The 25,312-nt window shown below is 64.3% G+C and carries 22 protein-coding genes; 16 read left to right on the top strand and 6 right to left on the bottom strand.

Annotated features, from left to right (window positions below; all coding sequences use genetic code 11):
• The first annotated feature begins 97 nt into the window (after nucleotides 1-97).
• A complete protein-coding gene (locus tag ABIC03_RS07190) occupies nucleotides 98-1,378 on the top strand; it encodes a TRAP transporter large permease (protein WP_354057533.1) in 1,281 nt (426 codons plus the stop codon).
• A gap of 123 nt (nucleotides 1,379-1,501) precedes the next feature.
• The gene (locus ABIC03_RS07185) at nucleotides 1,502-3,433 is read left to right on the top strand and encodes an alkyl/aryl-sulfatase (RefSeq protein ID WP_354056681.1); all 1,932 of its coding nucleotides are present in this window, start codon (nucleotides 1,502-1,504) and stop codon (nucleotides 3,431-3,433) included.
• A gap of 185 nt (nucleotides 3,434-3,618) precedes the next feature.
• Here ABIC03_RS07185 and ABIC03_RS07180 read toward each other — a convergent pair whose 3' ends face one another.
• On the bottom strand, nucleotides 3,619-4,689 hold the full coding sequence (locus ABIC03_RS07180; RefSeq protein WP_354056679.1) for a glycosyltransferase family 4 protein: 1,071 nt from the start codon (nucleotides 4,687-4,689) through the stop codon (nucleotides 3,619-3,621).
• Nucleotides 4,690-4,966: 277 nt separating this feature from the next.
• On the opposite strand from ABIC03_RS07180, the gene ABIC03_RS07175 reads away from it, so the two are divergent.
• Genes ABIC03_RS07175 through ABIC03_RS07160 form a run of 4 tightly spaced genes read left to right on the top strand, consistent with a single transcriptional unit; the run spans nucleotide 4,967 to nucleotide 10,872 of the window.
• On the top strand, nucleotides 4,967-6,730 hold the full coding sequence (locus ABIC03_RS07175) for an ABC transporter ATP-binding protein (RefSeq protein ID WP_354057531.1): 1,764 nt from the start codon (nucleotides 4,967-4,969) through the stop codon (nucleotides 6,728-6,730).
• Between the two features lie 56 nt (nucleotides 6,731-6,786).
• Nucleotides 6,787-8,991, top strand: a complete 2,205-nt coding sequence (locus ABIC03_RS07170) for an amylo-alpha-1,6-glucosidase (RefSeq protein ID WP_354056677.1) — start codon at nucleotides 6,787-6,789, stop codon at nucleotides 8,989-8,991.
• 22 nt (nucleotides 8,992-9,013) lie between these two features.
• Nucleotides 9,014-9,535, top strand: a complete 522-nt coding sequence (locus tag ABIC03_RS07165) for a PRC-barrel domain-containing protein (protein ID WP_275170402.1) — start codon at nucleotides 9,014-9,016, stop codon at nucleotides 9,533-9,535.
• Between the two features lie 23 nt (nucleotides 9,536-9,558).
• On the top strand, nucleotides 9,559-10,872 hold the full coding sequence (locus ABIC03_RS07160) for an MFS transporter (protein WP_354056675.1): 1,314 nt from the start codon (nucleotides 9,559-9,561) through the stop codon (nucleotides 10,870-10,872).
• Between the two features lie 34 nt (nucleotides 10,873-10,906).
• Here the strand turns inward: ABIC03_RS07160 and ABIC03_RS07155 are convergent, their stop codons facing one another.
• From ABIC03_RS07155 to fixL, 4 genes are all read right to left on the bottom strand, one after another.
• Nucleotides 10,907-11,605 carry a helix-turn-helix domain-containing protein gene (locus tag ABIC03_RS07155; protein ID WP_275170404.1) on the bottom strand — a complete coding sequence of 233 codons (699 nt, stop codon included), beginning with the start codon at nucleotides 11,603-11,605 and terminating at the stop codon, nucleotides 10,907-10,909.
• A gap of 103 nt (nucleotides 11,606-11,708) precedes the next feature.
• On the bottom strand, nucleotides 11,709-12,131 hold the full coding sequence (locus tag ABIC03_RS07150) for a response regulator (protein ID WP_275170405.1): 423 nt from the start codon (nucleotides 12,129-12,131) through the stop codon (nucleotides 11,709-11,711).
• Between the two features lie 58 nt (nucleotides 12,132-12,189).
• On the bottom strand, nucleotides 12,190-12,807 hold the full coding sequence (fixJ, locus tag ABIC03_RS07145) for a response regulator FixJ (protein WP_275170406.1): 618 nt from the start codon (nucleotides 12,805-12,807) through the stop codon (nucleotides 12,190-12,192).
• A 3-nt stretch (nucleotides 12,808-12,810) separates the two neighbouring features.
• Nucleotides 12,811-14,328, bottom strand: a complete 1,518-nt coding sequence (gene fixL / locus ABIC03_RS07140; RefSeq protein ID WP_354056672.1) for a sensor protein FixL — start codon at nucleotides 14,326-14,328, stop codon at nucleotides 12,811-12,813.
• A gap of 204 nt (nucleotides 14,329-14,532) precedes the next feature.
• Between fixL and ABIC03_RS07135 the strand changes: the two genes are divergently transcribed.
• The 10 genes from ABIC03_RS07135 to ccoS all read left to right on the top strand — a co-directional run bounded on the left by ABIC03_RS07135 (nucleotide 14,533) and on the right by ccoS (nucleotide 24,025).
• Nucleotides 14,533-15,366 (top strand): universal stress protein, encoded by an 834-nt coding sequence (locus ABIC03_RS07135; RefSeq protein WP_354056670.1) that lies wholly within the window; start codon nucleotides 14,533-14,535, stop codon nucleotides 15,364-15,366.
• 29 nt (nucleotides 15,367-15,395) lie between these two features.
• Nucleotides 15,396-15,821: a CBS domain-containing protein gene (locus ABIC03_RS07130; protein ID WP_354056668.1), complete on the top strand. Its 426-nt coding sequence runs from the start codon at nucleotides 15,396-15,398 to the stop codon at nucleotides 15,819-15,821.
• A gap of 301 nt (nucleotides 15,822-16,122) precedes the next feature.
• Nucleotides 16,123-17,772, top strand: coding sequence for a cytochrome-c oxidase, cbb3-type subunit I (gene ccoN / locus ABIC03_RS07125; RefSeq protein ID WP_275170410.1), 1,650 nt, complete (start codon nucleotides 16,123-16,125; stop codon nucleotides 17,770-17,772).
• 10 nt (nucleotides 17,773-17,782) lie between these two features.
• Nucleotides 17,783-18,517 (top strand): cytochrome-c oxidase, cbb3-type subunit II, encoded by a 735-nt coding sequence (gene ccoO / locus ABIC03_RS07120; protein WP_354056665.1) that lies wholly within the window; start codon nucleotides 17,783-17,785, stop codon nucleotides 18,515-18,517.
• Nucleotides 18,518-18,530: 13 nt separating this feature from the next.
• Nucleotides 18,531-18,695, top strand: coding sequence for a CcoQ/FixQ family Cbb3-type cytochrome c oxidase assembly chaperone (locus ABIC03_RS07115; RefSeq protein ID WP_015687703.1), 165 nt, complete (start codon nucleotides 18,531-18,533; stop codon nucleotides 18,693-18,695).
• A gap of 6 nt (nucleotides 18,696-18,701) precedes the next feature.
• Entirely contained in the window at nucleotides 18,702-19,577 is an 876-nt protein-coding gene (gene ccoP, locus ABIC03_RS07110; RefSeq protein ID WP_354056661.1) for a cytochrome-c oxidase, cbb3-type subunit III, read from the top strand.
• Between the two features lie 109 nt (nucleotides 19,578-19,686).
• Entirely contained in the window at nucleotides 19,687-21,153 is a 1,467-nt protein-coding gene (gene ccoG / locus ABIC03_RS07105; protein ID WP_354056659.1) for a cytochrome c oxidase accessory protein CcoG, read from the top strand.
• Between the two features lie 15 nt (nucleotides 21,154-21,168).
• A complete protein-coding gene (locus tag ABIC03_RS07100) occupies nucleotides 21,169-21,654 on the top strand; it encodes a FixH family protein (protein ID WP_354056657.1) in 486 nt (161 codons plus the stop codon).
• 11 nt (nucleotides 21,655-21,665) lie between these two features.
• Nucleotides 21,666-23,858 carry a cation-translocating P-type ATPase gene (locus ABIC03_RS07095; protein WP_354056655.1) on the top strand — a complete coding sequence of 731 codons (2,193 nt, stop codon included), beginning with the start codon at nucleotides 21,666-21,668 and terminating at the stop codon, nucleotides 23,856-23,858.
• On the top strand, nucleotides 23,858-24,025 hold the full coding sequence (ccoS, locus tag ABIC03_RS07090; protein ID WP_007594007.1) for a cbb3-type cytochrome oxidase assembly protein CcoS: 168 nt from the start codon (nucleotides 23,858-23,860) through the stop codon (nucleotides 24,023-24,025). The genes ABIC03_RS07095 and ccoS overlap by 1 nt, the downstream gene beginning before the upstream one ends.
• Here the strand turns inward: ccoS and ABIC03_RS07085 are convergent.
• Nucleotides 24,022-25,224, bottom strand: a complete 1,203-nt coding sequence (locus ABIC03_RS07085; RefSeq protein ID WP_354056653.1) for an MFS transporter — start codon at nucleotides 25,222-25,224, stop codon at nucleotides 24,022-24,024. The genes ccoS and ABIC03_RS07085 overlap by 4 nt on opposite strands.
• Between the last annotated feature and the right edge of the window lie 88 nt (nucleotides 25,225-25,312).

Raw genomic sequence — 25,312 nt, 5'->3', positions numbered from 1 at the left:
ACGCAGCCCGCTCGGCTGGGTCCTGATGTTGTTGCCGGTCCTGATCGTGGCCGTGTGCTTCGCCCACTCCGCGCACGTGATCACGCTGCCGCAGGGCCTGCGTGTCGCCGTGGTTTTCGGCCTTCTGCTGTCGTTGATGCTCACAGGCATGCCGATCTCGATCGCGCTCGGCCTCACCGTGCTCAGCTTCATGTTCACGCTGACCGACGTGCGAACGGAATCGGTGGCGCTGAAGCTGTTCACCGGCATCGAGAGCTTCGAGATCATGGCGATCCCGTTCTTCATCCTTGCCGGCAACTTCCTGACCCATGGCGGCGTGGCACGCCGGATGATCGCGTTCGCGACTTCGCTGGTCGGGCATTGGTACGGCGGCCTCGCGCTCTCGGGCGTGGTCGCCTGCGCGCTGTTCGCCGCGATTTCCGGCTCGTCGCCGGCCACCGTGGTGGCGATCGGATCGGTGATCCTGCCCGCGATGGTCGCGCAGGGATTCCCGAAGAGGTTCGGGGCGGGCGTGATCACGACCTCGGGCTCGCTGGGAATTCTCATTCCACCCTCGATTCCGATGGTGCTTTTTGCCGTCTCCACCAACACCTCCGTCGGCAAGCTGTTCATCGCCGGCATCGTGCCAGGGCTCGTGCTCGCCATGCTGCTCGGCGCCACGACGTTCTATCGGGCCTGGCGTAACGACTATCCGAGGATGCCGAAAGCAACCTTCTACGAACGCTTCGATGCGTTCCGCAAGTCGATCTGGGGTATCCTGCTGATCGTGATCGTGATCGGCGGCATCTACAGCGGCCTGTTCACACCGACCGAAGCTGCCGCCGTCAGTGCGGTGTACGCCTTCGTCGTCGCAGTGTTCATCTACAAGGATCTGAAGCTGCGAGATGTGCCGCGCGTGCTGCTGTCGTCGGCAAATCTTTCGGCGATGCTGCTCTACATCATCACCAACGCAGTCTTGTTCTCGTTCCTGATGACCTACGAGAACGTGCCGCAAGCGCTGGCGCAATGGATGATCGACCAGGGCCTCGGCTGGATTGGATTCTTGCTCCTCGTCAATCTCCTGCTGCTGGTGGCGGGCAACGTGATGGAGCCGTCCTCGATCATCCTGATCATGGCGCCAATCCTGTTTCCGGTTGCGATCAAGCTCGGCATCGATCCGATCCATTTCGGCATCCTGATGACGGTCAACATGGAGGTCGGGCTGTGCCATCCGCCGGTCGGCCTCAATCTCTACGTCGCCTCAGGCATTGCCAAGATGGGCATCACCGAGCTCACGGTCGCGGTGTGGCCATGGCTGCTGACGATGCTGGCATTCCTGGTGGTCGTGACATATTGGCCGGGCCTGTCGCTGTGGTTGCCGAGGCTGCTGGGCATGTAGCTGCGAACAAGCTGCTTCTCTCCACCTGTGGGCGCGGGGCTACGCGTTGCTGCGTCCTCCCGCCATGGCAATCGGCCACGAGATGCGGTTAGATGCCGCGGAACAGGCGGGGAGGAGGTCGAGATGGCAGACACGTCCAGCAACGGGCCGAAGAGCGCAACGCCGTCCGTCATCGCGCAGCAGACGGCGATGCTGAATGCGTTGCCGTTTTCCGACACGCGGGATTTCGACGACGCCGCGCGCGGCTTTCTCGGCACCATCGAGAACGCGGAGATCACCAATCCGCAAGGGCGGACGGTCTGGAGCCTCGAGCCCTACGGCTTTCTCGCCGCAGAGCAGGCGCCGGCCACGGTCAATCCGAGCCTGTGGCGGCAGTCGCGGCTCAACATGCAGCACGGCCTGTTCGAGGTCGTACCCGGAATCTACCAGGTGCGTGGGCTCGACATCGCCAACATGACGCTGATCGAAGGCGACAGTGGCGTCATCGTCGTCGACACCCTGACCTCGATCGAGGGCGCGCGCGCCGCGCTCGATCTCTACTACAGGCATCGCGGCCGGCGACCGGTCGCGGCCGTGATCTTCACCCATACCCACACCGACCATTGGGGCGGCGCGCGCGGCGTGCTGGAGGAGGATGCACTCGCGACCGGCCGCGTGCCGATCATCGCGCCGAACTTGTTCATGGAGCATGCCGTCTCCGAGAACATCATCGCGGGACCTGCGATGCTGCGCCGGGCGCAGTACCAGTTCGGGCCGCTCCTCGCCAAGGGTGCGCGCGGGCAGGTCGATTGCGGCCTTGGCAAGTCGATGGCGGCAGGTTCGGTGGCGCTGCTGCGGCCGACCGATTTGATCATGGCGACCGGCGACCGGCGCGTGATCGACGGCGTCGAGTTCGAATTCCAGATGGCGCCGAACAGCGAAGCGCCGGCGGAGATGCATTTCTTCATCCCGCGTTACAAGCTGTTGAACCTGGCCGAGAACTGCACCCACAATTTCCACAATCTGCTACCGTTCCGCGGCGCCGACGTGCGCGACGCGCTGGCCTGGTCGAAATATCTGGGCGAGGCCCTGCAGCTCTGGGACGGCAAGGCGGAGGCGATGTGCGGCCAGCATCACTGGCCGGTGTGGGGACGCGAACGCATCGGCACCATGATCCGCCAGCAGCGCGACCTCTATAAGTTCGCGCATGACCAGACCATCCGCCTGATGAACCACGGCCTCACCGCGGCCGAGATCGCCGAAACGATCCAGCTGCCCACGAGCCTGGAGGGCGCCTGGCACGGCCGCGGCTATTACGGCCACATCCGGCACAATGTGAAGGCGATCTATCAAAAGTATCTGGGCTGGTACGACGCCAATCCGGTCAATCTCGATCCGTTGCCCCCGGTTGAGTCGGGCAAGAAATTCGTCGAGTACATGGGCGGCGCCGGCGCCATCCTCGCGCGGGCGCGTGTCGATTTCGACAAGGGCGAATTCCGCTTCGTGGCGCAGGCGCTCGGCCATCTCGTCTTTGCCGAGCCGGACAATCAGGCCGCGCGTGCGTTGCTGGCGGATACGCTGGAGCAGCTCGGCTACGCCGCCGAAAGCGCGACCTGGCGCAATGCCTATCTGTTCGGCGCGCAGGAATTGCGCCAGGGCATGCCGAAGGTGCCGGCACGCCCGCCAATGCCCCGCGAGACGCTGGCGGCGCTGCGCACCTCACAGCTCTGGGACGTGCTCGGCATCCGCCTCAACGGACCGAAGGCGGAAGGAAAGCACATCGTGCTGAACTGGAGCTTTTCCGACACGGGCGAGACCTTCGTGCTCAATCTGGAGAACTGCGCGCTCACCTACACAGCGGGCATGCAGGCGGACAATGCAGATGCCAGCTTCACGCTCGCGCGGTCGACGCTCGATGAGGTGATCGCAAAACTGACCAGCTTCCCGGAGGCGGTGGCCGCCGGCAAGGTCAAATTCGCCGGCAATCCGATGCGCCTCGCCGAGCTGATGGGCCTGATGGACGAATTCCCGCGCATGTTCGAGATCGTCGAGCCGAAGCGGGCGGTGGTGAGATAGAGTACCGCATTCTTCCGTCATTGCGAGCGCAGCGAAGCAATCCAGAATCTCTCCGCCGGGACGGCCTGGATTGCTTCGCTGCGCTCGCAATGACGGTTGATAGAGAGGAGCGCGCCCCACGCAAATGTCGATGGCCGGGACATGCCCGGCCATGACGGTCGCGATGGGATGGGCGCGTGCTCCTGCTACTCCGCGCTGCTCACCAGCTTGATCCGCGGCGCCTGTTCCTCGTCGAGGCTGCGATAGGCCGCGAGATAATCCAGCGCCATGCGCCGCGCCGTGAAGCGCGTCTCGAACTGCTTGCGGATGAGGGAGCGGTCGAGTTGCGGCAGGCGACCGACGACGCCGGCTGCGCTGAGGACGTCCTCGACGACAAAGCCAGTGAGGCCATCGTCGATGATCTCGGGCACCGAGCCGCGGTTGAAGGCGATGACCGGCGTGCCGCAGGCCATGGCTTCGATCATCACCAGGCCAAACGGCTCCGGCCAGTCGATCGGCAGCAAAAGGCCGAGTGCGCCGCTCAGGAAGTCCGACTTCTCATGATCGCTGATCTCGCCGATGAATTCCACCAGCGGATTGTTCTCGATCATCGGCCGGATCAGCTCGTCATAGTAATCCTGGTCGGCGCGATCGACCTTGGCGGCGATCTTGAGCGGAATGCCGCAATGCGTCGCGATCTTGATGGCGCGGTCGACGCCCTTTTCCGGCGCGATGCGGCCGAGCACGGCGAGATATTCCTGTTTCGCCGGCTTCGGCGTCAGCAAATTCTCGGGCAGGCCGTGGTGGATCGTCCTTACCCAGTTCGCCTGCGGCACCGGCCGGCGCTGCGCGTTCGAGATCGAGATGACGGGGACCTTCGAGAAGGTGTTGAAGACCGGTTGATGCTCCGGCAGGTCGAGCCGGCCGTGCAGCGTGGTCAGGAACGGTGTCGGCTGCCGGTAGAACAGCGACCACGGATAATAATCGAGGTGGAAGTGGAGGAAGTCGAACTCCTCATCGTCACATTTCTGCCGCACCCGCTCCAGCATCACCATATGCAGCGCATTGGGATCGCGCACGGAACCGTCGAGACGGAGTGCCCGCGGCCACAGCGCATCCAGCTTTGCCGAGGTTTGCGAGTCGCCGCTCGCGAACAGCGTCACATCGTGCCCAAGGGCCACCAGCTCTTCCGTCAACCAATGCACCACCCGCTCGGTGCCGCCATACAGCTTGGGTGGAACAGCCTCCGTCAACGGAGCTACCTGCGCGATGCGCATCTCACCATCTCCTCTGTGCGATCATGATTGTAGAAAGCCCCCGCCTGTTCAGCACCGGCACGCCAGTCAAGGGAACGTTCCCGCACTTGCGAAGTTCCTTCTCCAGAACGTTACTTATTCGACACGTCGGATGCTCGTCGCGATGCTGCCATCACATCTTCGCAGAACGCCCGCATCCGCATGTCGTGATGAGTGTGCCCGGGAACCGAGGCAAGTGGCCGATGTTCAGTCGGCTAACAACAAAAGTTTGAATCATCACGACGGGGTCGATAGTCACATGGATCATCTTTCTGGATACGCGCACCGGCCGTTTGCCTTTGTTTTGCGCTATCTTCGGCGTCGCCTTGCGTCGCATCTCGTGATCCTGACCGCTGTGGTGGCGGCCGTTGCCTGCTCCGTAGGCACTCAGTATGGCGTCAAATCCCTCGTCGACAGCTTGTCGGCCGGCGCTTCGCATGGTGGGAACGTATGGCTGGCATTCATTTTCCTCATGACGCTGATCGCCGCCGACAATTTCCTTTGGCGGGTCGCGAGCTGGACGGCCAGCTTCACCTTCGTCCGTGTCACGGGTGATTTACGCCGTGACATATTTCGTCATCTGACCGGCCACGCGCCGAGCTACTTCTCCGACCGCATGCCCGGCATGCTGACCAGCCGCATCACGGCGACGTCGAATGCGGTGTTTACGGTCGAAAACATGTTCGTCTGGAATGTGCTGCCGCCGTGCATCGCAACGGTTGCCGCAATCGCACTGATTGGAACCGTCAGTCCCTATATGGCACTCGGCCTGATGGTGATTGCCGGCGGCATGGTGCTTGCGATGTTCCGCCTCGCTGCCGCGGGAAAGCCGCTGCATGACGACTTCGCCGACAAGGCCGCCGTCGTCGACGGCGAGATGATCGACGTCATCAGCAACATGCCGCTGGTCCGCGCCTTCTGCGGCATCGGGCACGAGCATGAGCGCTTCGACGCGACTGTGAACCGGGAGCTCACCGCGCGCGGCCGCAGCCTGCGCTATCTGGAGAAGCTGCGGCTTATCCATGCCGGCGTCACTGTCGTGCTCACGATCGCCCTGATGGCCTGGGCGATCATGCTCTGGCAGGATGGCCGGGCGACCACGGGCGACGTCGTGCTGGTCTGCACCCTCGGTCTCTCTATTTTGAACGCGACGCGCGATCTCGCGGTGGCGTTGGTCGACGTCACCCAGCACGTTGCGCGGCTGACCGAGGCGATCGCCACGCTGCTGGTGCCGCATGAATTGCGCGACCACCCCGAGGCCGAGCCACTGGTGAAGAGTGGCGCGGCGATCGCGTTCAACAATGTCACTTTCGGCTATCCCGGGGCTGCGAAGATCTTCGAACGATTCAGCCTGCGCCTGCAACCAGGCCAGCGTGTCGGCCTGGTCGGCCAGTCCGGCGGCGGCAAGTCGACGCTGTTCACGCTGCTGCAGCGCTTCTACGATACCGACGAGGGCAGCATCACCATCGACGGTCAGGACATTTCCAAGGTGACGCAGCTGAGCCTGCGCGAGGCGATCTCTGTCGTGCCGCAGGACATCTCGCTGTTCCACCGCTCGATTCGCGAAAACATCCGCTATGGTCGCCCGAACGCGACCGACGACGAGGTGCTGCGTGCGGCGATTGCGGCGCGCTGCGATTTCGTCGAAAGCCTGCCTGGTGGTCTCGACACCATGGTCGGCGACCGCGGCGTCAAGATGTCCGGCGGTCAGCGCCAGCGCATCGCGATCGCGCGCGCCTTCCTGAAGGACGCGCCGATCCTGCTGCTGGACGAGGCGACCGCCGCGCTCGACAGCGAATCCGAAGAGGCGATCCGCGAGGCGTTGTCGCGGCTGATGCGCGGCCGCACGGTCATCGCGATCGCCCATCGTCTCGCGACCCTGCGCAATTTCGATCGCGTGGTCGTGTTGAGGGGTGGTAAGATCATCGAGGACGGGTCGCCCGAGCGTCTGATGCAGGGCCACGGGCCCTATCGTGAGCTGGTCACGCAGGAAATGAGCCGGCTCGCCCAAGCCGCCGCGTAAACCAACAGTCGCGTTCGAGTCGGTTGCGTGTCGAAACAAGCGCAGGGGAGCTGCTGATGTCGGCTGAAGCCGTTACCCAATTCGTCTCCGTGACGCGGACCGTGGACCAGGTCGCGGAGCAGCCTTTCTATATTCCGATGACGGGACCGTCGGCGCGGCCGCGGCGTTCGCTCAAGCACGACGACACCTTCATCGTGCTCGACAGCCATGGCGACATCGGCGCGTCGGCCGGCGGGCCCGATGGCCTGTTCCATCACGACACGCGCTACCTTGCGAGGCTCGAGCTCGTGCTCGACGATCTCCAGCCGTTGCTGCTGGGCTCGAATCTGCGCGACGACAATTCGGCCCTGACCGTCGATCTCACCAATCCAGACATCTACCGGCAGGGCAGTCTCGTGCTGCAAAAGGACCTGCTGCACATCGTGCGCACGATCTTCCTGTGGCGCGGCACCGCTTATCAGCGCATCGGCGTGCAGAATCACGGCGACCGCCCGGCTGCCTTCGCGCTGACACTGCTGTTCGACAACGATTTCGCCGATCTGTTCGAAGTCCGCGGCGAGCGGCGCCCGCGCCGCGGCATCGGCTCGAGCCGGCTGTTGGGACCGACCGACGTGCTGTTCGACTACCGCGGTCTCGATGACGCCGAGCGCACCACCAGCCTGCATTTCGATCCGCGCCCGACGAAGTTGTCGGTGAATGCCGCGACCTGGCAGCTCGAACTCGACCCGCATGAGTCGAAATCCCTGTTCGTGGCCGTGTCCTGCAACCGGCCGGTCGCGGAGAAGCCGGCGCGCTTTTTCAGAAGCCTGCTCGCCCACCGCCGCGAGATGCGCCGATCGACGATGGGGGCCGCCAGCATCGAGACCTCCAACAACATCTTCAACGAGGTGCTGTGCCAGGCCATGGCCGACCTCAACATGCTGATGACGGAGACGCCGCAGGGCCGCTATCCCTATGCGGGGATTCCCTGGTACTCGACGACGTTCGGCCGCGACGGGCTGATCACCGCGCTGCAGATGCTGTGGGTCGATCCGCGGATCGCCAAGGGCGTGCTGCGGCGGCTGGCCCATTTCCAGGCCAAAGCGGTCGATCCGCTCGCCGATGCCGCGCCCGGCAAGATCCTGCATGAGATGCGCGGCGGCGAGATGGCGGCGCTGCGCGAGGTGCCGTTCGCGCAATATTACGGCAGCGTCGATTCCACGGCCTTGTTCGTCCTGCTGGCAGGAAGCTATTTCGAGCGCACCGGCGACGAGAAGACCTTGACAGAGCTGTGGCCGGCCATCGAAGCGGGGTTGGCCTGGATCGACGGCCCCGGTGATCCCGACAAGGACGGCTTCGTCGAATATCAGCGCGCCACGGAAAAGGGCCTCGCCAACCAGGGCTGGAAGGATTCCTACGACGCGATCTTCCATGCCGATGGCCAGCTTGCGGAAGGCAATCTCGCGCTCGCCGAGGTGCAAGGTTACGTCTTTGCCGCCAAGCGGCTCGCCGCGCGTTGCGCGCTTCGGCTCGGCAAGCCTGATCTCGCCAGGAAGCTCGAGGCCGAGGCCAAGACGCTGGCCGAGCGTTTCGAGGCCGCGTTCTGGTGCGAGGAGCTCGGCACCTATGCGCTTGCGCTCGACGGCAAGAAGCGGCCGTGCAAGGTGCGGACCTCGAACGCCGGCCAGATCCTGTTCAGCGGCATGATCCGCGAGGATCGCGCGCGGCTCGTCGCCGCCGATTTGATGCGGCCGCATTTCTTTTCGGGGTGGGGCATCCGCACCGTCGCTGTCGGCGAGGTGCGTTACAACCCGATGTCCTATCATGACGGGTCGATCTGGCCGCACGACAATGCGCTGATCGCGCTCGGGCTCGCGCGCTACGGGCTCAAGCATTCGGTCGCGCATGTCTTCAAGGGACTGTTCGACGCCGCGACCTACATGGACCTGCGCCGGTTGCCCGAATTGTTCTGCGGTTTCCGGCGCGAGAAGCGGCGCGGCCCGACGCTCTATCCGGTTGCCTGCGCGCCGCAGGCCTGGGCCAGCGCAACGGCGTTCACGCTGCTGGAGGCGGCGCTGGGCATCGAGTTCGACGTGGCGCGCGGCGAGATCCGGCTGCGCAATCCGCATCTGCCGGCGTTTCTGCACGAGGTGATCTTGCGCGATCTGCGTCTGGGCGAGTCCAGCGTGGACCTGCGCGTCAGCCGCCATGGCGACGACGTGGCGCTGGAGGTGCTGCGTACGCGTGGCCAGATCCAGGTTTCGATCGTGCTGGCGCGCTAGCGGCGCGCCGGGAGGAGGGTGCATGCGTACCGCCGGATGGTTGGCCCTGGGCGTCGTTATGGTCGTCGGGATGACGCTCGCCGTGTCACGCGCCGCGGAGCAGGCGCCCGCACCCGCGACTGAAGCGAATGCACCGCCGACGGTGCAGCCGCCGGCGTCATCCGTCCCCGTCACGCCAAAGAATGCCGCGCCACCGCCGTCGGTCACGATCATCGGCGCGAGCGACGCGCACGGTGTGCTTGGACGTGACGTGCTCAGCGCGGCGAACGAGGACATGGGCCGCATCGTCGACGTCATCGTCGATCGGAGTGGGCACGTGCGCGCTGCCGTGATCGATTTCGGCGGCTTCCTCGGCGTCGGCAGCCGCAAGATCGTGGTGGACTGGAACGCGATGCGGTTCGGCAAGATCGTCAACAAGAAGGACAGCATCACGCTGGAATTGACCAAGGCACAGGTCGCAGCCGCGCCGGAATACAAGGAGGACACGCCGATGGTGGTGCTCGGCGCGTCCGGCAGCCTGCAGCCACTGCAAGCTGTTCAGTGAGGCGCGGGGAGGAATGGCCGCCGGTGCTGTTGTCGAGAAAGCCGAATCATGCGGATCGCGAGGGCCGCGTTGAGCAGGACAAATTCTCGGTGCCGTCGCCTGCCGGCATCCCGGCGCCGTCGCGCCAGAGCCTGCGCGGCCTCGACTGGTTCATCTTCTTCCTCGCCGACGTGCAGACCGGATTCGGGCCGTTCATCGCAGTTTATCTGACGACCCAGAAATGGACCCAGGTCGAGATCGGCCTCGTGCTGTCGATCGGCGGCATCGTTGCCCTGATCGGCCAGATGCCGGGCGGCGCCATCATCGATGCCGCGAAATCCGAGCGGCTGGTCGCAGGCCTCGCGATCGCCACCATCGGCTGCTGCGCGCTTGCCTATGCGGCAATGCCGATCTTCCCCGTGGTGGTGGCTGCGGCCACCTTGCACGCGGCAGCAAGCTGCGTGCTCGGACCGGCGATCGCGGCGATCAGCCTCGGTCTGGTCGGCCCGCTCGCGATAGGCGAGCGTCTCGGCCGGAACGCGCGCTTCGCTTCGCTTGGCAACGGCGTTGCGGCTGCGGTGATGGGAACGGCCGGCTATCTGCTGTCGAGCCGCTCGGTATTCCTGGTCACCTTTCTGCTCGCGATTCCGACTTTGATCGCACTCTCTCGCATCCGGGAGCATGAGGTCGACATCGCCCGCTGTCACGGCGAGATGCCGCGCGAGGCGAAGGAACGCGGCGACACCAATATCTGGCATCTGATCCGGCAGCGGCCGCTCATTGTCTTTGCGCTCAGCGTGCTCTTGTTGCAGCTCGCGAACGCCTCGATGATGCCGCTGATGGCAAGCGCGGTGACGGCGCGATCGAGCGAGTGGGCGACGGTGCTCGTCGCTTTTTGCATCGTCGTGCCGCAGGCGATCGTGGCGCTGCTGTCGCCGAGCGTCGGGCGCAAGGCGCAAGCGTGGGGCCGCAGGCCGCTGCTGCTGATCGGATTCGCGGCGCTGACGATTCGCGGTCTGCTGTTCGCGACCGTGCGCGATCCGTATCTGCTGGTGCTGGTGCAGGTGTTCGACGGTCTCACCGCGGCGGTGTTCGCGGTGATGATCCCGCTGATCGTGGCCGACGTCGCCTTCGGCAGCGGCCATTTCAACCTCGCGCAGGGCATCGTCGGCACGGCAATGGGCATCGGCGCGTCGCTGAGCACCGCGCTTGGCGGCTATGTCAGCGACAAGTTCGGCAATGCCACGGCGTTCATGGGGCTATCTGGCGTCGCCGCGACGGGACTTCTGCTTATTCTGCTTGTGATGCCGGAGACGCGGCGCAGGGGCATGATCGCAGCAAAAGAAATGGCCGGCTAATTCAGCCGGCCATGAGCGGGTGGAAGAGGGGAGATCAGGCGTCGAGATTGTGCAGGCGTGCCCGGTTGCGCAGCACGATCTGGCGGGCGCCCGAGAAGCCGAGAATGCCCTGGGCATGAAGCTGCGACAGCGCGCGCGAGACGGTCTCGAGCGTGAGACCGAGATAGTCGCCGATGTCGCGGCGGCACATCGGCAGCGCCATCATGCCGGCAACCGCGAGGCGGCGGTCCATTTCGAGCAGGAAGGTTGCGACGCGCTCCATCGCGGTCTTGCGGCCCAGCAGCAGCATGTGGTCTTCGGCGTGGCGAAGCTCGCCAGCGGTCATGGCCCAGAGCTTGCGGGCGACCTGGACGTCGGTGGCTGCGGCCTTCTCGAGGCTCGCGCGCTTCACGAGGCGCACCGTGGTGTCGATGATAGCTTCAGCAGCAAGGCGGTGGGTGGTGCCGGATTCGAGGCCGAATACGTCGCCGGGAAGGTGGAAGGAGCCGATCTGGCGGCGGCCGTCGGAGAGAAGCTTGTAGCTGCGCACGGCGCCGGTAACGACCTGATAGACATACTCGGCCGGCTCGTCCTCACCATAGATCTCCTCTTCCTTGCGGTAGGAGAACTCGGTGGCAACGAGGCCGACATGGCCGGCAATCGCGCCGAACTGGTCTGAGACGGGATGGGCGGGTGCGATCTTGCCACCGATCTGGGTGGTGATCGCCGGGGTGTTGAAGGTCTGGGTCAGCATCTGCGCCATCTCCGTTGTGATGACGCCTTGGTACGCGGTATCGGGTGCCTCGAAAATTTCGCGAGATATCTTAAGGAGGTCGCCTTACGTAGAATCCCGTAGGTCAGCTATGGACCCGGTTCTGGATGGCGTGGCGAATGCGCTTGACCAGGTTTTCGTCCAGAAGCGGCTTCAGAATCACTTCATTTACGCCTGCGGCCGCCGCCCGGGCCGAGATATTCGGGTCGGGATAGCCGGTGATCAGGATCACCGGGGTATCGCCCTCGGACTGGCGCAGTCGCCCGGCCAGCTCGATGCCGTTGATGTCGGGCATTTTGTAGTCGATCACGTAACAGTCTGCACCGGACGGGCTCGCCGCATTGAGCAGCGCCGTGGCGTTCCTGAAGGTCCGCACGGCAAAACCGTCGGTTTCCAGCAAAAACCTCAGCGAGCCGAGCACAGCGGCATCGTCGTCGACCACATAGATGCTTGGCTTTGCGGGTGACGACATCGGGAGCCGCTCAGGATGGGAGCTGATCGCAATCATTCCGATCTGGTAGCACAGGGCGAGCGACCGGTTTTGACTTGCCTCAATCCTGGTGACTTCAATCGTTGAGCATTCCGGCCCGCATGGCCAGCCGCACCAGTTCCGACAGGCTGTTGGCCTGCATCTTGGTCATCACATTGGCCCGGTAGACCTCGATGGTGCGCGGGCTGATGTCGTACTCGCGGGCGATCAGCTTGTTGGATAGGCCCGCGATCAGCCCTTCCATGACCTGGCGTTCCCTGGGGCTCAGGGAAGCGACGCGAGCGGCGACGTCCTGGGCCATGGCCTCGTTCCTGGCCGCCGGCTCGCCCTCGCGGATCGCGGATTCGATCATGGCGATGAGGCGGTCATCTTCGAACGGCTTTTCCAGGAAATCCATGGCACCGAGTTTCATCGCCTCGACCGCGAGCGGCACGTCGCCATGGCCGGTCATGATCAGGATTGGAAACCGGCTGCGCTGCGCCTTCAGGCGCTTGAGAAGCTCGATCCCATCGATGCCGGGCATCCGCACATCGGAGACGACGCAGCCGAAGGCGAGGCCAGGCAGGGCGTCGAGAAAACTCTGCGCGTTGTCGAACAGTGTGACGCCGAAGCCAGCTGAATCCAGCAGGAAATTCAGCGAATCCCGCATCGCCTCGTCGTCGTCAATGACGTAGATGATTCCCTTGGTCGTCATGGATCAGTTCTCGTCGGCTGCCGGCAACGTGAAGCGGAATGTCGCCCCACCCGATGCGTTGCTCTCGGCCCACATCCGGCCGCCGTGAGCCTCGACGATCGAGCGGCTGATGGACAGTCCCACGCCCATGCCGGTGTCCTTGGTGGTGAAAAAAGTCTGAAACAGGTTTGGCATGACGTCGTCCTGGAAGCCGGAGCCGGTATCGGAGACCTCGATCTCGATCATGTCGTCGGCGACGCGGGTGTTGGTGACGACGAGCTCGCGCCGTGGCGACTGCGCCATCGCTTCCAGCGCGTTGCGGAAGAGGTTGACCAGCACCTGCTGGATTTGCACCCGGTCGGCGAGCACGAGATCGGCATTTGGATTGAGGCCGAAACGGAGCTGTACGTTCTGCTCGCGCGCGCCGGCGAGCCCGAGCGCGCCAGCCTCCTCGATCAGCTTGGACAGGCTCTCGACCCTTTTCTCGGATTCGCCGCGGGAGACAAAGTCGCGCAAGCGGCGGATGATCTGGCCGGCGCGCAGCGCCTGCTCGGCGGCGCGGTCCAGCGCGCTCTCGATCTTCGGCGTATTCGGATCCTGGCTTCCGGCGAGCAGCCGCCGCGACCCCTTCATGTAGTTGCTGATCGCTGCCAGCGGCTGGTTGAGTTCGTGAGCGAGCGCGGACGCCATTTCGCCCATCGCGCTCAACCGAGAGACGTGGACGAGCTCGGACTGCAATTCCTGGAGCCGCGCCTGGGTTTTCTGATGCTCGGTAAGATCGCGGACGAAACCGGTGAAATAGGGCTCGCCGCCCGACTGCATCTCGCCGATCGACAGGTGCATCGGGAAGGTCGTGCTGTCGCGACGCTTTCCGGTCACGATGCGGCCGATGCCGATGATGTGCGGGTCGCTGGTGGTGCGGTAGCGCGCGATGTAGCCGTCGTGACGGGAGCTGTCGGGCTCCGGCATCAGGATGCGCACGTTCTGGCCGATCACCTCCGGCTCGGCCCAGCCGAACAGGCGCTCGGCCGCCGAGCTGAACAACTGGATGATGCCGTGGCCGTCGATGACGATCATGGCGTCGGGAATCGTCTGCAGGATCGAGCGGAGGTGATTCTCGCGGGTGCGAAGGGCCTCCTCGACCTGCTTCTCCTCGTCGACATCGAGAAAGATACCGCTGAGATGTCGGGCGGCGCCGGCTTCGTCCCGAATCAGCCCCGCGCGGGCGCGGATCCACTGCGCTCTGCCCGACGCGCTCGCGACCTTGAACGACACGTCGAAGCTGCCGCCCCGTTCGGAGACGTGTCGGATCGCACTCTCGATCCGCCCGCGGTCGTTCGGTTCGAGACGGGACAGGAACAGCGCGTAACTCACCGTTTGGTCAGGTTCGATCCCGAACAGGATTCTGGCCGTCTCCGACCACTCCAATTCCAGTGTGTTGAGATCGAGATCCCAGGTCCCGACGCCAAATCCTTCGATTCGAACGCGGAAATGTTCGCCCCGGCCGTCATCTTGCGGATGAATCACACGGGTCGGCGCCAAACGATCACTCCCATTCTGATGCGGGGAACCGCACAGCGTTACCGTCGGCAATGTACCCAAGGAGGGGCCGGAGGCAAGTTCCGATGTCTTATACCATTGGCAGATTCCACTCCGGCGCGGTGATCCAAGGTTTGATCTATCTCATCCTGCCAGGCGGCGGCGGGCTTACGATCGGATCAAAGCCCATTGCCTCGGAGAATCTCGATGACATACGCGACCGTTATGGTCAGCTTGGCGCTTGATCAGCCCAACGGGGCGCGGCTTCAGGTCGCGGGCGAGCTTGCCGAACGATTTGAAGCGTCGATCATCGGCGTTGCTGCGGGGCAGTTCGCCCCGCCGCTCTATTTCAGCGATGGCGCCGCAGCGCAGGGACTGATCGATGAGGGAGAAGCCTCGGTCAAGCGACGTCTGGGCGAGCTCGAGGCGCAATTCCGCGCCGCGATCAGGAATCGCGGCGGGCATGTGGAATGGCGCAGCGCCATGGATTTCCCGGCGCGCTTTACGTTCGCCCACGCGCGTTGCGCCGATATCGTCGTCACCGGCGGGCAGAGCCCGGCCTTTTCCGACGCCTTCGCGCTCGCGAGCCCAAAGGATCTGGTGATGCAAGCCGGCCGGCCGATCCTGGTCGTGCCTGATGGCGTCAACTGGCTCGATCTGCGCAGTGTCCTGGTTGCGTGGAAGGATACGCCGGAAGCGCGGCGGGCGCTGGCCGATGCGCTGCCGCTACTGCGCAAGGCCAGGGATGTCACCGTCGTCGCAATTCCCGAAGGCGACGGCGACCGCCCCGCCGCGGTCGCTGGCGTGACCGACGTGACGGCGTGGCTTGCCCGTCATGGCGTGACCGCGATCGCGCGCGTTTCCGAAGCGGCCCGGAACGAAACCGTCGCCGGGCAACTGGAGAAAATTGCCGGCGATGTCGGCGCCAGCCTGATCGTCGCCGGTGCCTACGGCCATTCGCGCTTCCGCGAACTGATCCTCGGCGGCGTCACCCAATATCTGGTCACTCAATCTGCCCGCTGCGTGCTGCTGTCGCACTGACGCTGGAGACGAATCAAAAAGGACGCGCCGTGTACAGATTCCTTGAACAGACCGTCGACGGCCACATGACGCACGACGTCAAGACGGTGAGGCGCGACCTCGACCTGCTCGCGCTCAGCGAGATGTTCGAACGCGACGATTTCAATTCCTATCCCGTCGAGGACGACGGGCAGGTCGTCGGCATCGTCACCAAGTTCGACATCCTGAAGTGCTTCGCCTTCACGCCGAGCCAGATGCTGCCGCGCTATCACGACCTGATGAGCCGTAAAATCGGCGACGTCATGACGCCCGACTTTATCTATGTCAGCCCCGACACGCGGCTGACGCGCGTGCTCCAGATCATGGTCGAGCACCGCATCAGGAGCATCATCGTGCTCAATGGCGCGCAGAGGCTGGTCGGAATCGTCGCTCGCGAGAACGTCATCGCAGCGCTCAAGGCGACGGCACGGGAGTGAGAAGGCGGCTGCGTGATTCTACGGAGGATTCTTTTTCTTCCCTTCTCCCCTTGCGGGAGAAGGTGGCGCGAAGCGCCGGATGAGGGGTTCTATCCGCGGAAAAACTTTTGATGCGGCGCCAACCCCTCACCCAAATGAGATTGCCGCGCCGTCCTCGCTGCCCTCTCCCGCAAGGGGAGAGGGCACTGCAACTGGCGCCGGATCGCCCACATTAACAGAAATCCATCTCCCTTGATTTCAATCAATTCCCCGCGAGGGTGAATGTGGTTTCTGGCCCTGTGTTCTTTCAGAGAGAATCCGCATGAGCCAGCCCTCCATCTCCAAGTCCATGACGTCAGGTGAAAGCGGCCTGGCTGTCGTGTTCGCGGTCACCGCCTTCCTCTGCGTGATTGCCTCGGCCAAGGCGCTCGATGCGCCTTTTGCCTTCCACGCCGCGCTGAGCGCGGCGGCGAGCCTGGCCGCGGTCTTCTGCATCATCAACCGCTACCTCGACCGGCCGGCGGCGCTGCCGCCTGCGGAGATCAACGGCCGGCCCAATTACAACATGGGGCCGATCAAGTTCTCCTCCGTCATGGCGATGTTCTGGGGCATTGCCGGCTTTCTCGTCGGTCTCATCATCGCCTCGCAACTGGCGTGGCCGGCGCTGAACTTCGATCTGCCCTGGACCAGCTTCGGCCGCCTGCGTCCGCTGCACACGTCCGCGGTGATTTTCGCCTTCGGCGGCAACGTCCTGATCGCGACCTCCTTCTACGTCGTCCAGAAGAGCTGCCGCGTTCGCCTTGCAGGCGATCTCGCGCCCTGGTTCGTCGTCGTCGGCTACAATTTCTTCATCCTGATCGCCGGTACCGGCTATCTGCTCGGCGTCACCCAGTCGAAGGAATATGCCGAGCCGGAATGGTACTCCGACCTGTGGCTGACCATCGTCTGGGTCACCTATCTGCTGGTTTTCCTTGCCACGATCATCAAGCGCAAGGAGCCGCACATCTTCGTCGCGAACTGGTTCTATCTCGCCTTCATCGTGACGATTGCGGTCCTGCATCTCGGCAACAACCCGGCGCTGCCGGTTTCGGTGTTCGGCTCGAAGTCCTACATCGCCTGGGGCGGCATCCAGGACGCCATGTTCCAGTGGTGGTATGGCCACAACGCGGTCGGCTTCTTTCTCACCGCCGGCTTCCTCGCCATCATGTACTACTTCATTCCGAAGCGCGCCGAGCGGCCGATCTACTCCTACCGCCTCTCGATCATCCACTTCTGGGCGCTGATCTTCCTCTACATCTGGGCCGGCCCGCACCATCTGCACTACACGGCGCTGCCGGACTGGACCCAGACGCTCGGCATGACCTTCTCGATCATGCTGTGGATGCCGTCCTGGGGCGGCATGATCAACGGCCTGATGACGCTGTCGGGCGCCTGGGACAAGCTGCGCACCGATCCCGTGCTGCGCATGCTCGTCGTCTCCGTCGCATTCTACGGCATGTCGACCTTCGAAGGCCCGATGATGTCGATCAAGGTGGTCAACTCGCTCAGCCACTACACCGACTGGACCATCGGCCACGTGCACTCCGGCGCGCTCGGCTGGGTCGGTTTCGTCTCCTTTGGCGCGCTCTACTGCCTGGTACCCTGGATCTGGAATCGCAAGGGCCTCTACAGCCTTAAGCTCGTCAACTGGCACTTCTGGATCGCGACGCTGGGTATCGTCCTCTACATCTCGGCGATGTGGGTGTCCGGCATCCTCCAGGGCCTGATGTGGCGCGCCTACACCTCGCTCGGATTCCTCGAATATTCCTTCATCGAGACCGTCGAGGCGATGCATCCCTTCTACATCATCCGCGCTGCCGGCGGCGGGCTGTTCCTGATTGGCGCGCTGATCATGGCCTATAATCTCTGGATGACCGTTCGCGTCGGCGAACAGGAAGTCCAGATGCCCGTCGCTCTTCAGCCGGCGGAATGAGGAGTTTTCTATGTCGTTCTGGACACGCCACCAAATCTTCGAAAAGAACTCGATCATCCTGATCGTCGGCATCCTGCTGGTAATCGCGATCGGCGGTCTCGTCGAGATCACCCCGCTGTTCTACCTCAAAAGCACGATCGAGGCGGTCGACGGGATCAGGCCGTATACGCCGCTGGAGCTCGCCGGGCGCAACGTCTACATCCGCGAGGGTTGCTATCTCTGCCATTCGCAGATGATCCGCCCCTTGCGCGACGAGGTCGAGCGCTACGGTCATTTCTCGCTGGCCGCCGAGAGCATGTACGATCATCCGTTCCAGTGGGGCTCGAAGCGCACCGGTCCCGATCTTGCCCGCGTCGGCGCCAAATATTCCGACGATTGGCACGTCACCCATCTGACCAACCCGCGCGCAATCGTGCCGCAGTCGGTGATGCCGGGCTATCCGTTCCTCAGCAAGACCGAGGTCGATCCGGACACGATCGCCGACCACATGCGCACGCTGCGGACCGTCGGCACGCCCTACACCGACGACCAGATCGCCAACGCGGGCGCTGACATGAGGGCCCAGGCCGATCCTGACAATGCCGGCTCCGACGCTTTCACCAAGCGCTACGCCAAGGCCGTGGTGCGCAACTTCGACGGCAAGACCGGCACGCCGACCGAGATGGACGCGCTGATCGCCTATCTCCAGATGCTCGGCACGCTGGTCGACTTCAAGATCTACAACGAGAAAGCCAATCTTCGCTGAGAAGGCACCTACGATGAAAGCCATCCTGACACTCGACAATCTCGCGTCCGGTCTCGTGACCACGATCTGGACGCCGGTGTTCGTCGCGATCTTTCTCGCGATCATCGCCTACGCATTCTGGCCCCGTAACAAGGCAGCTTTCGACGAAGCGGCACACCTGCCGTTGCGGGAGGAGTAAGAGATCATGACCGATCATCATAGCGACATCGATCCTGTCTCCGGGAGGACCACGACCGGACACGAGTGGGACGGCATCAAGGAGCTCAACACGCCGCTGCCGCGCTGGTGGGTAATCACGTTCTACCTCACCATCGTCTGGGCGATCGGCTACTGGATCGTGTATCCGGCCTGGCCGCTGGTCTCCAGCAATACCACGGGCCTGTTCGGCTACTCGACGCGCGCCGACGTCGCGGTCGAGCTCGCCAACCTCGAGAAGATCCGCGGAGCCAAGATGGTTGCGCTGGGCGCGGCCTCGCTCGCCGACATCGAGAAGGATCCGGCGTTGCTCGCGCTCGCGCGCGCCAAGGGCAAGACCGTGTTCGGCGACAATTGCGCGCCATGTCACGGCTCAGGCGGCGCCGGTGCCAAGGGCTATCCGAACCTGAACGACGACGACTGGCTGTGGGGCGGATCGCTCGACCAGATCATGCAGACCATCCAGTTCGGCGCACGTTCCGGGCACGCCAAGACGCATGAAGGCCAGATGCTCGCCTTCGGCAAGGACGGCGTGCTGAAGCCGGACGACATCGTCACGGCCGCCAACTATGTCCGGGCATTGTCGGGCCTTCCGACCCGCAAGGGCTATGACGCGGCCAAGGGCGAGAAGATCTTCGCGGAGAATTGCGTCGCCTGCCATGGCGACGGCGGCAAGGGCAACCCGGAGATGGGCGCTCCCAACCTGACCGACAAGATCTGGCTCTATGGTTCGGACGAGGCGTCGCTGATCGAGACCATCAGCCAGGGCCGCGCGGGTGTGATGCCGGCCTGGGAAGGGCGGCTCGATCCCGCCACCATCAAGGCGATGGCAGTTTACGTCCACTCGCTGGGCGGCGGAAAATAGCCAACCGGCAGCAAACGGGGGCGAACAAAAGTGTCCCCGCTTGCGCTGGATCAACTGACGCGGCGGCGTCGGGTTTAGGTTCAATCGCACCTCTCGAAAGCTGCAGGCGATGAACAGGCCCGTGAACCCAAAAGCCATCCCATTAGACGATGACAACGGGCCGCTCTATGTGGCCCAGAAGAAAGTCTATCCCCAGAGCATCTCCGGCACCTTCCGCCGGATCAAATGGGGCCTGATGGCGTTCTGCCTCGGCGTTTACTACTTCCTGCCGTTCGTGCGTTGGAACCGCGGCCTCGGTGCTCCGAGCCAGGCGGTGCTGATCGATCTTCCCAACAGCCGCTTCTATTTCTTCTTCATCGAGCTGTGGCCGCAGGAGGTCTACTACTTCACCGGCCTGCTGATCGTCGCCGCGGTGGCGCTATTCCTGATGAACTCGGTCGGCGGCCGCATCTGGTGCGGCTATCTCTGTCCGCAGACAGTGTGGACCGACCTGTTCTATGCGGTCGAGCGTCTGATCGAGGGCGACCGGCGCGAGCGGATGAAGAAGGACAAATCGTCCGACCCGATGAAGCTGGAGCGCATCTCCGAGATCGTGCTCAAGCATTCGATCTGGCTCTTGATCGGGTGGTGGACCGGCGGCGCCTGGGTGCTCTATTTCAACGACGCACCGACGCTGGTGAGGGAACTCGTCACCTTCCAGGCGCCGATGATCGCCTATATCTGGATCGGCATCCTGACTGCTACGACCTACGTGCTCGCCGGCTTCATGCGCGAGCAGGTCTGCACCTATATGTGCCCGTGGCCGCGGATCCAGGCCGCGCTCACCGACGAATGGGCGCTCAACGTGACCTATCGTTACGATCGCGGCGAGAAGCGTACGTCAGTCAAGAAGGCGGCCGAGCTGCGCGCGCTCGGCGAGCAAGTCGGCGACTGCGTCGACTGCTATCAATGCGTCGCCGTGTGCCCGACCGGCATCGACATCCGCAACGGACCGCAGCTGGAATGCATCCAGTGCGGGCTCTGCATCGACGCTTGCGACAACGTAATGACGAAGATCGGTCGGCCGAAGCGGCTGATCGGCTACGACAACGACATCAACATCCAGCGCCGCCAGGAAGGCAAGGCGCCGATCTACCGCATCGTCCGGGCTCGCACCGTCGCCTACAGCGCGATCATCGCGGCGGTCGGCGGCATCATGATCTATACGCTGGCGACCCGCAGCCTGCTCGACGTCAACGTGCTGCACGACCGCAACCCGGTTGCAGTCAGGCTCAGCGACGGTTCGATCCGCAACGCCTACACGGTGCGGCTGCTCAACAAGAGCGGTTACGACCGCGTCATTGCGATCGACGCGAACGGTCCGGTCAATGCGACGATCCATGTCATCGGGGTCGATTCCGTGACGCAGGACCGGCCGATGATCGTGGTTCCGCGCGACTCCACCAGCGAGCTGCGGGTGCTCGTGACCGCGCCGGTGGAGGGCAATCCGGAAAAGTCGATCCCGGTTCGCTTTCACGTCACCGATATCGGCCTCGGCGAAGTCGCCAGCGCCATCGACAATTTCGTCGCGCCCTAGGATCAGGAGTTCGCCATGGCAACCAAGCCGCTGACCGGAACCAAAGTGTTTCTGATGCTGGTCGCCTTCTTCGGCGTCGTGATCGGCGTCAACGTGACCATGATGAAGCTCGCGATCGCGACGCTGCCGGGCACGGACGTCGACAGCCCCTATGCCGCGGGCCTGACCTATGACCGCGAGATATCGGCGGCCCAGGACCAGACCGCGCGAAAATGGAAGGTCAACGCCCATGTCGAGCGCCGCGCCGATGGCGGCGCCGTGCTTCAGGTCGAGGCGCGCGACGCGAGCGGCCAACCGATCGCGGGACTGAAATTCGGCGGCCGCCTGGAGCGTCCGACCGACAAGCGCGCCGATCTCGCCATCGAGCTCTCGGAGATCGGCATCGGCCTCTATCGCGGCAATGCCGCATCGGTCGCGCCGGGCCAGTGGGACCTGGTGATCGAGGGCGAGGCGCGGGGAACGCGCGTGTTCATGTCGCGCAACCGCGTGATCCTGAACTGAAGGATTTTGCCATGCACGTCTCGCGGGACTTTTCGCATTACGTCCGGACTGCGGGCGAGGGCGTCCAGCACATCGATCTCGCGGTCGAGGGCGTTCACTGTGCCGGCTGCATGGCCAAGATCGAGCGCGGGCTATCCGCGATTCCCGACGTCACGCTGGCCCGCGTGAACCTCACCGACCGGCGCGTTGCGCTGGAGTGGAAGGCGGGCACGCTCGATCCGGCCCGCTTCATCGATCGCCTCGAAGAGCTCGGCTACAAAGCCTATCCTTACGAGACCGAGAGCGCGGAGGCGACCGAGGTCGCCGAATCGCGCTTCTTGCTGCGCTGCCTCGGCGTCGCTGCGTTCGCCACCATGAACGTGATGATGCTGTCGATCCCGGTGTGGTCCGGCAACGTCTCGGACATGCTGCCGGAGCAGCGCGATTTCTTCCACTGGCTGTCGGCGCTGATCGCGCTGCCGGCGGCGGCCTATGCCGGTCAGCCGTTCTTCCGCTCGGCCTGGCGCGCGCTGTCGGCCAGGACCACCAATATGGACGTGCCGATCTCGATCGGCGTGACGCTGGCGCTGGGCATGTCCGTGGTCGAGACCATCAACCACGCCGAGCACGCCTATTTCGACGCGGCCATCATGCTGCTCACTTTCCTCCTGGTCGGCCGCTTTCTCGACCAGAACATGCGGCGGCGGACCCGCGCGGTCGCGGGCAATCTCGCCGCGCTCAAGGCGGAGACCGCGGCGAAGTTCGTCGGGCCTGGCGAGATATCTCAAGTGCCGGTGGCCGCGATCTATCCCGGCGACATCGTGCTGCTGCGACCCGGCGAGCGCTGCGCGGTCGACGGCACCGTGATCGAGGGCCGTTCCGAGATCGACCAGAGCCTGATCACCGGCGAGACGCTCTATGTCACGGCCGAGCAGGGCACGCCGGTCTATGCGGGATCGATGAACATCTCGGGCAGCCTGCGGGTGCGGGTCTCGGCGGCCTCCGAGGCGACGCTGCTCGCCGAGATCACGCGGCTGCTCGACAATGCGCTGCAGGCGCGCTCGCGCTACATGCGGCTCGCCGACCGCGCCTCGCGACTCTATGCGCCCGTGGTGCATGCCACCGCGCTCATCACTATCCTCGGCTGGGTCATTGCGGGCGCCGGCTGGCACGATGCGATCGTGACCGGCGTCGCGGTCCTGATCATCACCTGTCCCTGCGCCCTCGGACTCGCCATCCCGACGGTGCAGACGGTGGCCTCGGGCGCGATGTTCAAGGCGGGTGTCCTGCTGAACTCCGGCGATGCCATCGAGCGTCTCGCGGAAGCCGACCACGTCATCTTCGACAAGACCGGCACGCTGACGCTGCCCGATCTCGAAGTGATGAATGCGGCCGATATCCCCGCTGATGTCCTCGAGCTTGCCGGGCGGCTCGCGCTGTCGAGCCATCATCCGGTCGCCGCCGCGGTCGCGCAGGCCTCCGACGCCACATCGCCGATCGTCGGCGCGATCGAGGAGGCCGGCCAGGGCGTGCGCGCTGTGGTCGATGGTATCGAGATTCGCCTCGGCCGTCCGTCCTTCTGCGGCGCCGAGACGCTGGTTTCCGACGTGACAAATCTCGATCCCGAAGCTTCCGTCGTGGCTTTCAGCAAGGGCAGCGAAAGATTCATCCTCTCTGTGCGCCAGGGCCTCCGTCCCGATGCGCAGGCTGTGATCGCGGCGCTCAAGGCGCGCAATATCGGCATCGAGATTCTCTCCGGCGACCGTGAACCGGCGGTGATCGCCGCGGCCCATGCGCTGAGCATCTCCGAATGGCGGGCCGGGGTGACGCCGGCCGACAAGATCGCGCGAATCGAGGTCTTGAAGCAGCGGGGCATGAAGGTCCTGATGGTTGGCGACGGCATGAACGATGCGCCGTCGCTGGCGGCGGCCCATGTCTCGATGTCGCCGATCTCGGCCGCGCATCTGAGCCAGGCGACCGCCGATCTCGTCTTCCTCGGCCGGCCGCTGGCCCCGGTCGTCGCCGCCATCGACGCTTCACGCAAGGCGTTGCGCTTGATGCGGCAAAATCTCTGGCTAGCGATCGGCTACAATGTCCTCGCGGTGCCGGTCGCGATCAGCGGCGTCGTGACACCCCTGATCGCGGCTGCCGCCATGAGCGGATCGTCGATCCTGGTGATGCTGAACTCGCTGCGTGCGCGCGGCGCCTCGCGGGAGATCGTTTGATGGAAATCCTGGTCATCCTGGTGCCGCTGGCGCTGATGCTCGGTCTCGCCGGTCTCGCCGCCTTCCTCTGGTCGCTTCGAAGCGGCCAGTACGACGATCTCGACGGCGCCGCCTGGCGCGCCATCGCCGACGACGAGCCGCCGCAGGAGGCGCCGGCCAAGCGCTAGCGCCTCAAGGCGAGCGTCAGCAGGGCCGCGACCGCAAGCGCCACGCCTACCCCGGCCACGCAGGCATCCCAGCCAAACGCGTCGAACAGTCGGCCGAGGACGGCCGTGCCGATGAGCCCGCCACAGAAATAGCAGGCGAGATAGGTGCCGCTGGCGATGCCGCGGTTTTCAGCCGCAGCCTGTCCTACGAATCCTGTCGCAGCGGCTTGCGCGCAAAAGGTGCCGATGCCGACCAGAACCATCCCGGCGAGGACCGCGCCCAGGTGTGCGACCAGCATCAACGGCAGGCCGATCCCGGCGATGGCCAGCGAGCCCCAGATCGTCGGACGCGTTCCGAGGCGTGATGCCACTCTGCCCGCCAGCAGCGTCGTGACCACCGACGGCAGGAAGACGAAGTAAACGAGGCCGAGGTCCATCATGCCCAGCGACAGCGGTGGTCGAACCAGAACGAAATTGACGAATGTGAAGGTACCGATGAATGCGAACAGGATGCAGAAGCCGATGCCATAGGCGGCTCGCAGCCGTGGATCCCGCCACTGCGCGATCGTCGCGGCAAACGCCGATGCCGTCGGCGTCGTTGCACGCATCGGCTGTACGCGCGCAATGGTGAAATAGACCAGTGCGGCGCCGGCCAGATTGAGCGCCGCGAAGAAATAGAAATTCCATGCCAGGCCAAGGCTATCGGCGATCGCGGCCGAGACCAGCCGGCCGACGAGATTACTGGCGACGTTTCCCGTGATGTAAGCGGCAAAGGCGCCGCCGGAATCCATTGCGCTGCATTGCTCGCCGAGATGAGCCAATGTCAACGCGAAGGCGGATGCCATGCAGAGGCCCTGTGCCACCCGCAGGCCCGTGAAGACGGCAAGATTGGGCGCAGTCGCCAGCAGGCTCGTCGGAATCGCGAGCAGGGTCAGGCTGAGCAGGATGCCGGTCCGCCTGTCGATGTGCGGGCTGAGAAAGCCGACAACGAGGCCTGCGACCGCCATGCCGAACGTGCTGGCGTTAACGGCCAGGCTCATCGCTGCCGGCGTGACGCCGTAGTGGCGCGTCAGCGAGGGCAGGATTGCCTGTGTCGCGAAGAGATCGACGACGGTCAGGAATGCGATCAATCCAATGACGAGCGTGCGGAGTATGGGTCGCGCGGAATGCTCATCCGTTGCCATCGCGCTCGGCTTGATCGGCGCGGAAAGATCGGTCATGGCGTCGCGTCTCCTGTGAAAGATGTGGCACCCGGCATGCTGGCGGCATGAGGATCCGGGTGCCACATCGGCCAACGATCAGGCTGGG

The sequence above is a fragment of the Bradyrhizobium sp. RT6a genome, assembly GCF_040547675.1.
In the GTDB taxonomy this organism is placed as follows: domain Bacteria; phylum Pseudomonadota; class Alphaproteobacteria; order Rhizobiales; family Xanthobacteraceae; genus Bradyrhizobium.
The sequence above is the reverse complement of the archived record's forward strand: the minus strand, read 5'-3'. Positions and strand labels throughout refer to the sequence as shown.